General features: G+C 62.0%; 4 protein-coding genes and 1 pseudogene. 4 read left to right on the top strand and 1 reads right to left on the bottom strand.

The features are described 5' to 3' along the window. Positions 1-68: 68 nt before the first annotated feature. The 4 genes from JNK99_RS13765 to glmS all read left to right on the top strand — a co-directional run bounded on the left by JNK99_RS13765 (position 69) and on the right by glmS (position 9,715). A complete protein-coding gene (locus JNK99_RS13765; protein ID WP_291854054.1) occupies positions 69-4,745 on the top strand; it encodes a glutamate synthase-related protein in 4,677 nt (1,558 codons plus the stop codon). Positions 4,746-4,747: 2 nt separating this feature from the next. Continuing rightward, a complete protein-coding gene (locus JNK99_RS13760) occupies positions 4,748-6,190 on the top strand; it encodes a glutamate synthase subunit beta (RefSeq protein WP_291854052.1) in 1,443 nt (480 codons plus the stop codon). A gap of 329 nt (positions 6,191-6,519) precedes the next feature. Beyond that, positions 6,520-7,878: a bifunctional UDP-N-acetylglucosamine diphosphorylase/glucosamine-1-phosphate N-acetyltransferase GlmU gene (gene glmU, locus JNK99_RS13755; RefSeq protein WP_291854050.1), complete on the top strand. Its 1,359-nt coding sequence runs from the start codon at positions 6,520-6,522 to the stop codon at positions 7,876-7,878. 7 nt (positions 7,879-7,885) lie between these two features. Then, positions 7,886-9,715 (top strand): glutamine--fructose-6-phosphate transaminase (isomerizing), encoded by a 1,830-nt coding sequence (gene glmS, locus JNK99_RS13750; RefSeq protein ID WP_291854048.1) that lies wholly within the window; start codon positions 7,886-7,888, stop codon positions 9,713-9,715. A 76-nt stretch (positions 9,716-9,791) separates the two neighbouring features. Here the strand turns inward: glmS and JNK99_RS13745 are convergent. After that, positions 9,792-9,923: pseudogene (locus JNK99_RS13745) on the bottom strand (IS630 family transposase); the annotation flags it as partial.

The raw sequence follows: 9,923 nt of genomic DNA, 5'->3' as shown, positions 1-9,923 counted from the left end.
GCGGCTGCGTGACACTTGCAGTCGAGGTCGCCTGGGTATCGTCTTTGTTTTATGAGGATTCGAGCGTGATGGATTCGGCTATTCCTGTCGGGCAGGGGCTTTACGACCCGGCCAATGAGCACGATGCCTGTGGCGTCGGTTTTGTGGCGCATATGCGGGGCCAGAAGAGTCACTCGATCATCGAGCAAGGCCTGTTGATCCTGCGTAACCTCGATCACCGCGGAGCGGTTGGTGCTGATCCGCTGATGGGGGACGGGGCAGGCATTCTGATCCAGATTCCGGATGCTTTCTTCCGTGAAGAGATGGCGCGGCAGGGTATACAGTTGCCGCCCCCCGGTGACTATGGTGTCGGCATGGTATTCCTGCCGAAGGAATCGGCTTCGCGACTGGCCTGTCAGGAAGAGATCGAGCGTGCCGTACGCTCCGAGCATCAGGTCGTTCTCGGCTGGCGCGACGTGCCGGTGGATCGAGCTCTGCCCATGTCGCCCACGGTGCGGGCCAGGGAGCCGGTCATCCGCCAGATCTTCATTGGTCGCGGCCCGGACATCATGGTTACCGATGCACTGGAGCGCAAACTCTACGTCATCCGCCGTAGTGCGGCGAACTTCATTCAGGCCCTGGGCTTGAAGCACAGCAAGGAGTTCTATCAGCCGTCGATGTCGGCACGCACGGTAGTCTACAAGGGTCTGCTGCTGGCTGATCAGGTAGGCGAGTACTACACCGACCTCAAGGATCCCCGCTGCGTTTCGGCCATGGCATTGGTGCATCAGCGTTTCTCGACCAACACCTTCCCGACCTGGCAGCTGGCCCACCCGTTCCGGATGATCGCGCACAATGGAGAGATCAACACCCTGCGCGGCAACTACAATTGGATGCGGGCGCGCGAAAAGGGCACTTGGTCGCCGCTGCTGGGCGCCGATCTGGAGAAGATCTGGCCGTTGATCTATCCTGGCCAGTCCGATTCCGCATCGTTCGACAACGCGCTGGAATTGCTGGTGATGGGCGGTTACTCGCTGGCACACGCGATGATGATGCTGATTCCCGAAGCCTGGGAGTCGCACACGTTGATGGACGAGCGGCGGGGCGCCTTCTACAAGTATCATGCCGCGATGATCGAGCCCTGGGATGGTCCGGCCGCCGTCGCCTTCACCGATGGGCGGCAGATTGGTGCCACCCTCGACCGCAACGGCTTGCGTCCGGCGCGCTATCTCGTCACCGACGACGATCTGGTGGTGATGGCCTCGGAAGCGGGTGTTCTGCCGATTCCGGAAGAGCGCATCATCAAGAAGTGGCGTCTGCAACCGGGCAAGATGTTCCTCATCGATCTCGACCAGGGTCGCATCATCGACGATACGGAACTCAAGGAGACGCTGTCGCGCACCAAGCCTTATCAGGACTGGTTGAGCCGCATCAACATCAAGCTCGACGAACTCCCGACGCCGAAGAGCGTGCCCGAGCCCGTCTTCCCGGCGACGCTGCTCGACCGGCAGCAGGCCTTCGGTTACAGCCAGGAGGATCTCAAGTTCATTCTTGAGCCGATGGCGACTTCGGGGGAGGAGGCGACCGGCTCGATGGGCAACGATTCGCCCCTGGCCGTTCTGTCGAATCGCAGCAAGCCGCTCTTCAACTACTTCCGCCAACTCTTTGCGCAGGTGACCAATCCGCCGATCGACCCGATTCGAGAACAGCTGGTGATGTCGCTGGTCTCCTTCATCGGCCCCAAACCCAACCTGCTCGGGATCAACGAGATCAACCCTCCGTATCGTCTCGAAGTTGCGCAGCCGGTGCTCGATTTCAACAACATGGCGAAGCTGCGGCGTATCGCCACCTACACCGGCAACAAGTTCCATTCGGCTGAGCTCGACATCTGCTACCCCTTGAGCTGGGGCAACGAGGGCGTCGAAGCGCGTCTTGCGTCGCTGTGTGCCGAGGCAGAGGATCACGTTCACAAGGGGTCGAGCATTCTCATCGTGTCCGATCGCAGGCTTGACGCCGAGCATGTGGCAATCCCCGCGCTGCTGGCGACCTCGGCGATCCATCACCACCTGGTGACCAAGGGTCTGCGCACGCGAGTCGGCCTGGTGGTTGAAACCGGCGCGGCTCGCGAGACGCATCATTTTGCCTTGCTGGCCGGTTACGGCGCCGAAGCCGTGCACCCCTATCTGGCCCTGGAAACCCTGCAGCAGATGGTGGGGGATGATGCCGAGAAGGGTGACAAGGCGATCAAGCACTTCATCAAGGGAGTCGGCAAGGGTCTGCTGAAGGTGATGTCCAAGATGGGCATATCGACCTACATGTCCTATACCGGCGCACAGATCTTCGAGGCGGTCGGTTTGCAGAAGAAGATGGTCGACAAGTATTTCACCGGAACTTCGACGCAGGTCGAAGGAATCGGTGTCTTTGAGGTCATGGAAGAGGCGATTCGCCTGCATCGGCAGGCATTCGGTAATGACCCGGTGCTGGCGACCATGCTCGACGCGGGAGGTGAATACGCCTATCGCGTGCGCGGCGAGGAGCACATGTGGACACCGGAGGTGATTGCCAAGTTGCAGCACTCGACGCGCAGCGGAAAATACGAGACCTACAAGGAATACGCCAAGCTGATCAATGATCAGACACGGCGCCACATGACTCTGCGCGGCCTGTTCGAATTCAAGCCGGCCGGACCAGCCGTACCGCTCGATGAGGTCGAGTCGGCGAAGGAGATCGTCAAGCGCTTCACGACCGGTGCCATGTCGCTCGGCTCGATCTCGACCGAGGCCCACAGCACCCTGGCGATCGCGATGAACCGTCTCGGCGGCAAGTCGAACACCGGTGAGGGAGGCGAAGACCCGGCACGCTTCCAGGTCCTGCAAGGCGGCCAAATGGTTTCCGACGTCGTCGGCAAGACTCGCATCGAGCGGGATTACCAGTTGCAGCCAGGCGACAGTCTGCGCTCGGCGATCAAGCAGGTCGCTTCCGGCCGTTTCGGGGTCACCGCCGAGTACCTGGTCAATGCCGACCAACTGCAGATCAAGATGGCGCAGGGCGCCAAGCCCGGTGAGGGCGGTCAGTTGCCGGGGCACAAGGTTTCCGAATACATCGGCTTCCTGCGGCACTCGGTGCCAGGGGTCGGGCTGATTTCTCCGCCGCCGCACCATGACATTTACTCGATCGAAGACCTGGCACAACTCATTCACGACCTCAAGAATGTCAATTCGAAGGCGTCGGTCAGCGTCAAACTGGTTTCCGAAGTGGGTGTCGGTACGGTCGCTGCCGGCGTAACCAAGGCCAAGGCCGATCACCTGGTGATCGCCGGGCACGATGGCGGAACGGGTGCCAGTCCGCAGTCTTCGATCAAGCATGCCGGTTCGCCCTGGGAACTCGGGCTTGCCGAGACGCAGCAGACGCTGGTGCTCAACCGGTTGCGCGGCAGGGTCCGGGTGCAGGTCGACGGGCAGATGAAGACCGGGCGCGATGTGCTGATCGGTGCCTTGCTGGGCGCCGACGAGTTTGGTTTTGCCACGGCGCCGCTGGTTGTCGAAGGATGCATCATGATGCGCAAGTGCCACCTCAATACCTGTCCGGTGGGGGTGGCGACACAGGACCCGGTGCTCCGCCGCCGCTTCTCCGGGCAGCCCGAACACGTGGTCAACTACTTCTTCTTCGTCGCCGAGGAAGTGCGCGAACTGATGGCCGGGCTCGGTATCCGCAGTTTCAATGAACTGATCGGTCGTTGTGATTTGCTCGACATGCACAAGGGCATCAGTCACTGGAAGGCGCAGGGGCTGGACTACAGCCGCATCTTCCATCGCCCCGAGAACAAAGCCGGGACGCCGGTGTTTCACTGTGAGCAGCAGAATCATGGTCTGGGCAAGGCACTGGACAAGCAGCTGATTGAACTCGCCGGGCCGGCGCTCGAGAAGGGCGAGAAGTTGGAGATCGAACTGCCCTTGCGTAACGTCAACCGCACGGTGGGAGCGATGCTGTCGGGTCGGGTGGCCGAGCGCTACGGACATGCCGGATTGCCGGAAGGAACCATCGACATCCGTTTCAGGGGCACGGCGGGACAGGCATTCGGCGCCTTCCTCGCGCGTGGCATAACGCTCGATCTGGTCGGTGAAGCCAACGACTATGTTGGCAAGGGATTGTCGGGCGGGCGAATTGTCGTTCGTCCCAACGCCGGGTTCCGGGGCGAGAGCCGTAGCAACATCATTGTCGGCAATACCGTGCTGTACGGGGCGACCGAAGGTGAGGCCTTCTTTGCCGGCGTCGCGGGCGAGCGCTTCGCCGTCCGCAACTCCGGTGCCACCGCCGTTGTCGAGGGTGTCGGCGATCATGGTTGCGAGTACATGACGGGCGGCACGGTGGTCGTGCTCGGCATGACCGGACGCAACTTCGCCGCCGGCATGTCGGGCGGCGTGGCCTACGTGCTCGATGAAGAGGGTACCTTCGAGTCACGCTGCAACATGGCGCAGGTATCGCTGGAGCCGGTCGAGGAGGAGCTGGTCGCTCGCCAGGGCAGCGACGCCGGTGACGATCTGGAAGGCCATGGCAAGGTGGATGTGCGGCATCTCGGCGAGATCGACGAAGTGCTGCTCAAGGGACTGGTAGACAAGCACTACCGCTTCACCGGCAGCCGGCAGGCACTGCGCGTGCTCAACGACTGGGAGCGCTATCGCCGACGCTTCGTGAAGATCATGCCGCACGAGTACCGGCGAGCGCTCAGCGAGCTGGCGGCGAAAAAGCAACTGGAGGCAGCATAGCAATGGGCAAGCCGACTGGATTCATGGAGTATCAACGCCTGGTGGAGGCATCCGAGCCTGCCGCGTCCCGCCTCAAGCACTACCGCGAGTTTGTCCGGGTGCTGAGCGACGAGCAGGCGAGCGTACAGGGTGCGCGTTGCATGGACTGTGGCATTCCGTTCTGCAATACGGGCTGCCCGGTCAACAACATCATCCCCGACTGGAACGACCTCGTTTTTCGTGGCAACTGGGAACAGGCTCTGGTGGTGCTGCACTCGACCAACAACTTTCCGGATTTCACCGGGCGTATCTGCCCGGCGCCCTGTGAAGCAGCCTGCACACTGAACATCAACACCGATCCTGTGGGCATCAAGTCGATCGAGCATGCGATCGTCGATAAAGGCTGGGAAAAGGGCTGGATTGTTCCGCAGGTGGCGCAGACCAAAACCGGCAAGAAGGTTGCCGTGATCGGTTCCGGCCCGGCGGGTCTGGCGGCTGCACAGCAACTGGCACGTGTCGGGCACGCGGTGGTGGTCTTCGAGAAGAGTGATCGGATTGGAGGGCTGCTGCGCTACGGTATTCCCGACTTCAAGCTGGAAAAGTTGCATATCGATCGCCGTGTCGAGCAGATGCAGGCCGAGGGCGTCGAGTTCCGGGTTGGTCAGGAGGTGGGCGGCAGTGCAGCCAACGCGGTGCCGGTGGACCGGCTGCTGGCGGAGTTCGATGCGCTGATCGTTGCCGGCGGCGCCGAGTCGCCACGCGACCTGGTGGTTCCCGGCCGGGATCTCGACGGTGTACACTTTGCCATGGAGTTCCTGCCGCAGCAGAACAAGGTCAATGCTGGCGACCGTGTGCCCTCGCAGATCATGGCGACCGGCAAGCGGGTCGTCGTGATTGGCGGTGGCGATACGGGTTCCGACTGCGTTGGCACCAGCAACCGGCACGGGGCACTGTCGGTCACCCAGTTCGAGGTCATGCCGCAACCGCCGGAGCAGGAGAACAAGAGTCTGACTTGGCCGAACTGGCCGTTGAAGCTGCGGACCTCGTCATCGCACGAAGAGGGTTGTACCCGCGATTTCGCGGTCTCGACCAAGGAGTTCATCGGCGAAAACGGCAAGGTAAGGGCACTGAAAGTCGTGCGCGTGGACTGGAGCGAGGGCCGGATGAACGAAATCCCCGGCAGCGAGACCGAGATTCCGGCCGATCTCGTATTGCTCGCCATGGGCTTTGTCTCGCCGGTCCGGCAGGGGCTGCTGGAACAACTGGCCGTCGAGCTCGATGCGCGTGGTAACGTCCGCGCCAGTACCGATGGCGAGGGGTGTTATGCGACCAATGTGGCCAGGGTGTTTGCTGCTGGCGACATGCGGCGCGGGCAGTCGCTGGTCGTGTGGGCGATTCGCGAAGGCCGGCAATGTGCGCGTGAAGTCGATCTTTTCCTGATGGGCTGTTCCGATCTGCCGCGTTGAGCTGCCCGGCGGCCGATTCGGTTTGCCGTGCTGACCCGCCATGTCCTTGTCTGAGCCAGTTCTGTTTCAGCGTATACTTGGGCCGGCAAGCTCGGCAAACGACCTTGTCTGATCACCAGCCGGGCGGCAACAGGAGCAAAGCGTGACATTTTTGTGGGTTCTCGGCCCATGGAGCTGAAATAATTCGCTGCAACAAACGGCCGATGGCTAGCGATCGGATTTTCCGGCACCGTCAGGCGCGGGCAATCCGCGTCAGGCCGTCGCCGGCCAATTGCGAATCGGGGCAACACGTAGGCAAGCAAACGTAGCGTCTGACCAAGTCTGCACAAATGAATATCGTCATTCTCGCTGCCGGGCAGGGCAAGCGCATGCACTCCAATCTGCCGAAGGTTCTGCATCCGCTCGCCGGCAAGGCGCTGCTCTCGCACGTGATCGACACGGCGCGCAGCCTAGCTCCGCAGAAGTTGTGCATCGTTCATGGGCACGGCGGCGAAGCAGTTCGTGCCGCCGTCGATGCCCCCGATCTGGCCTGGGTGTTGCAGGATCCGCAACTTGGCACCGGCCATGCCGTCATGCTCGCCGTACCGTTCCTGACGGAAGCCGGAACAACCCTGGTGCTGTATGGCGATGTGCCCCTGATCCGGGCCGAGACGTTGCAGAAACTGGTGCATGCGGCACGTGACTCGCTGGCCATTCTGACCGTGGAGCTGACCGATCCTTCGGGTTATGGTCGTATCGTGCGTGACACCGCCGGTCGGGTGGCGCGCATCGTCGAGCAGAAGGATGCCACGCAGGAAGAGCGCGCGATTCGCGAAATCAACACCGGTATCATGGCGCTGCCCACGTCGCGCCTGTCCGAGTGGCTCAGTCGCCTGTCGAACGACAATGCGCAGCGGGAGTACTACCTGACCGACATTGTCGGCATGGCGGTTGCTGCCGGTCTGCCGGTACGCACCACGCATCCGCTGGCGGAATCCGAAGTGCTGGGGGTGAATAGCAAGTTGCAGCTCGCCGAGCTTGAACGGGTTGCGCAGCGGCGTATTGCGGATCACCTGATGGAGCAGGGTGTTCGCCTGGCCGATCCGGCGCGCCTTGACGTGCGCGGGGAAATCATCTGTGGGCGCGACGTGTTCATCGACGTGAACTGCGTGTTCGAGGGCAGGGTCGTGCTTGACGAGGCAGTTGAAGTCGGGCCGGCCTGTGTTCTGAAGAATGCGCACATTGGCGCCGGCTCGCGCCTGTCCGCCTTCAGCCACATCGAAGACGCCATCGTTGGGCCGGATGGCGTGATCGGCCCATTTGCCCGACTGCGTCCGGGTACGGAACTCGCTGCCGGGGTGCATGTCGGGAACTTCGTCGAACTCAAGAACAGCAAGTTCGCCGCCCAATCGAAGGCCAATCACCTTGCCTATATCGGCGACGCGGTTGTTGGCAGCCGGGTGAACATCGGCGCCGGCACGATCACCTGCAACTATGACGGCGCCAACAAGTACCAGACGATCATCGAGGACGATGCCTTCATCGGTTCCGATACGCAGCTCGTGGCACCTGTCAAGGTGGGCCGCGGCGCCACGCTCGGCGCCGGAACGACCTTGACCCAGGACGCGCCAGCGGACACGCTGACCCTGTCGCGCGTCCGGCAGCTTTCCGTTTCCGGCTGGAAACGGCCACAAAAATCCAACAAGTGACCTGACCATGTGTGGCATCGTTGCCGCGGTCGCCGACCGCAATATCGTTCCTGTTCTGCTCGAAGGTCTGCGCAAGCTTGAGTACCGTGGCTACGACTCGGCCGGTCTCGCGCTGATCAACCAGGATGGTCTGCAGCGCCTGCGATCGGTTGGCCGGGTGGCCGAACTGACCGCGCAGGTGGATGAAACCCTGGCCAGCGGCCAAACAGGTATCGCGCACACGCGCTGGGCCACGCATGGCGTGCCCTGTGAGCGAAATGCCCACCCGCATATCTCGGCCGGTCTGGCGGTAGTCCACAACGGGATCATCGAGAACCACGAGTCGCTGCGCGAACGGCTGAAAGCACTCGCTTATGTGTTCGTCTCCGACACCGACACAGAGGTTGTTGCGCACTTGATCGCGCATGAGCTGAAAACCACGACCGATTTCCTCAGTGCCGTACGTCAGGCGGTCGCGCAACTGCAAGGCGCCTACGCGATTGCCGTCCTGCGTGAGGCCGAGCCTGACCGGCTGGTCGTTGCACGGGAAGGTGCCCCATTGCTGCTCGGTCTGAGCGATGACGGCTATTACGCCGCCTCGGATGCCTCGGCCCTGGTGCAGGTCACCCGACGCATGGTTTATCTCGAGAATGGCGACTGCGCCGAGCTGAAGCGCGACAGTTACCGCATCACGCGGGTCGACGGCTCGGCGGTGGAACGTCCCGAGACCGAGTCGCAACTCTCGGCCGAGGCCATCGAGCTGGGCAACTACCGGCACTACATGCAGAAGGAAATCTTCGAGCAACCGGTGGCGCTGGCCAATACCCTGGAACTGCTCGGCGCGGCGCGCAGCGTTCAGCCGGGCATCTTCGGCGCCGAGAGCGAGGCGATGCTCAAGGAGGTGCGGCAGGTGCTCATCATCGCCTGCGGGACCAGCTATCATGCCGGCCTGGTGGCGCGTTACTGGCTTGAGTCGATGGCCGGCGTCGCTTGTTCGGTCGAGGTGGCCAGCGAGTACCGCTATCGCGACTCGGTATCCGATCCGCAGACTCTCGTGGTGACCATCTCGCAGTCGGGCGAAACCGCCGACACGCTGGCCGCACTGCACCATGCCAAGTCGCTCGGCATGACCCGTACCTTGTGCATCTGCAACGTGCCCGAGTCGTCGCTGGTGCGCGAGAACAGCCTGCGTTTCATTACTCGCGCCGGGCCCGAGATCGGGGTTGCGTCGACCAAGGCTTTCACTACTCAGCTTGCGGCGCTCTATCTGTTGACTCTCGTCCTTGCCAAGGTACGCGGGCGCCTGGACGAGGCGCAGGAGGCCGCCGAACTGCACGCCGTGCGCCACCTGCCGATGGCCGTCGGCAAGATCCTTGAACTCGAACTGCAGATTCGTCAATGGGCGGAGTGTTTTTCGATGAAGCAGCATGCCCTGTTCCTGGGGCGTGGCCGGCACTATCCGATTGCCATGGAAGGCGCCCTGAAGCTCAAGGAGATCTCGTACATTCATGCCGAGGCTTATCCGGCCGGCGAACTGAAACATGGGCCTTTGGCACTGGTCGACCGCGACATGCCGGTCATCGCCGTTGCGCCGAACGATACCCTGCTGGAAAAACTCAAGTCCAACCTGCAGGAAGTGCGCGCCCGTGGCGGGGAACTGTGGGTTTTCGCCGATGCGGACAGCGAAATGAAGGAATCCGACGGGATACACGTGCTGCATCTGCCCGAGCACTACGGCGCCCTGTCAGCGTTGCTGCATGTCGTGCCCCTGCAACTGCTCGCCTATCATGTCGCGCTGGTGCGCGGAACGGACGTCGACAAGCCACGCAATCTGGCGAAATCGGTTACTGTCGAATAAACTTGCGAGACGCTTGTGACTGGAACAAATAAAGTTGGTCCGATCCTGGGGTGTGTTCACAGTAGCCAGCTAGTGTCTAATTGCATAGATTAACAATAGTATTTCGTAGCTGCGCCCTTGACTTCCCGTTTCCGCCAAACAAAGGGAGCGGCGTTCTGGTTGTAGGCAGCGGTGAATTTCTGAATGGCCTGCACGAGTTGATCGACAC

Source organism: Accumulibacter sp. (assembly GCF_016789985.1).
Classification (GTDB): Bacteria; Pseudomonadota; Gammaproteobacteria; order Burkholderiales; family Rhodocyclaceae; genus Accumulibacter.
Note: the sequence above shows the minus strand (reverse complement) of the source record. Positions and strands in the feature narration are given on the sequence as shown.

Coding starts and splice junctions, on each gene's coding strand:
- JNK99_RS13765 (WP_291854054.1), top strand. CDS start 69: ATGGATTCGGCTATTCCTGTCGGGCAGGGGCTTTACGACCCGGCCAAT.
- JNK99_RS13760 (WP_291854052.1), top strand. CDS start 4,748: ATGGGCAAGCCGACTGGATTCATGGAGTATCAACGCCTGGTGGAGGCA.
- glmU (WP_291854050.1), top strand. CDS start 6,520: ATGAATATCGTCATTCTCGCTGCCGGGCAGGGCAAGCGCATGCACTCC.
- glmS (WP_291854048.1), top strand. CDS start 7,886: ATGTGTGGCATCGTTGCCGCGGTCGCCGACCGCAATATCGTTCCTGTT.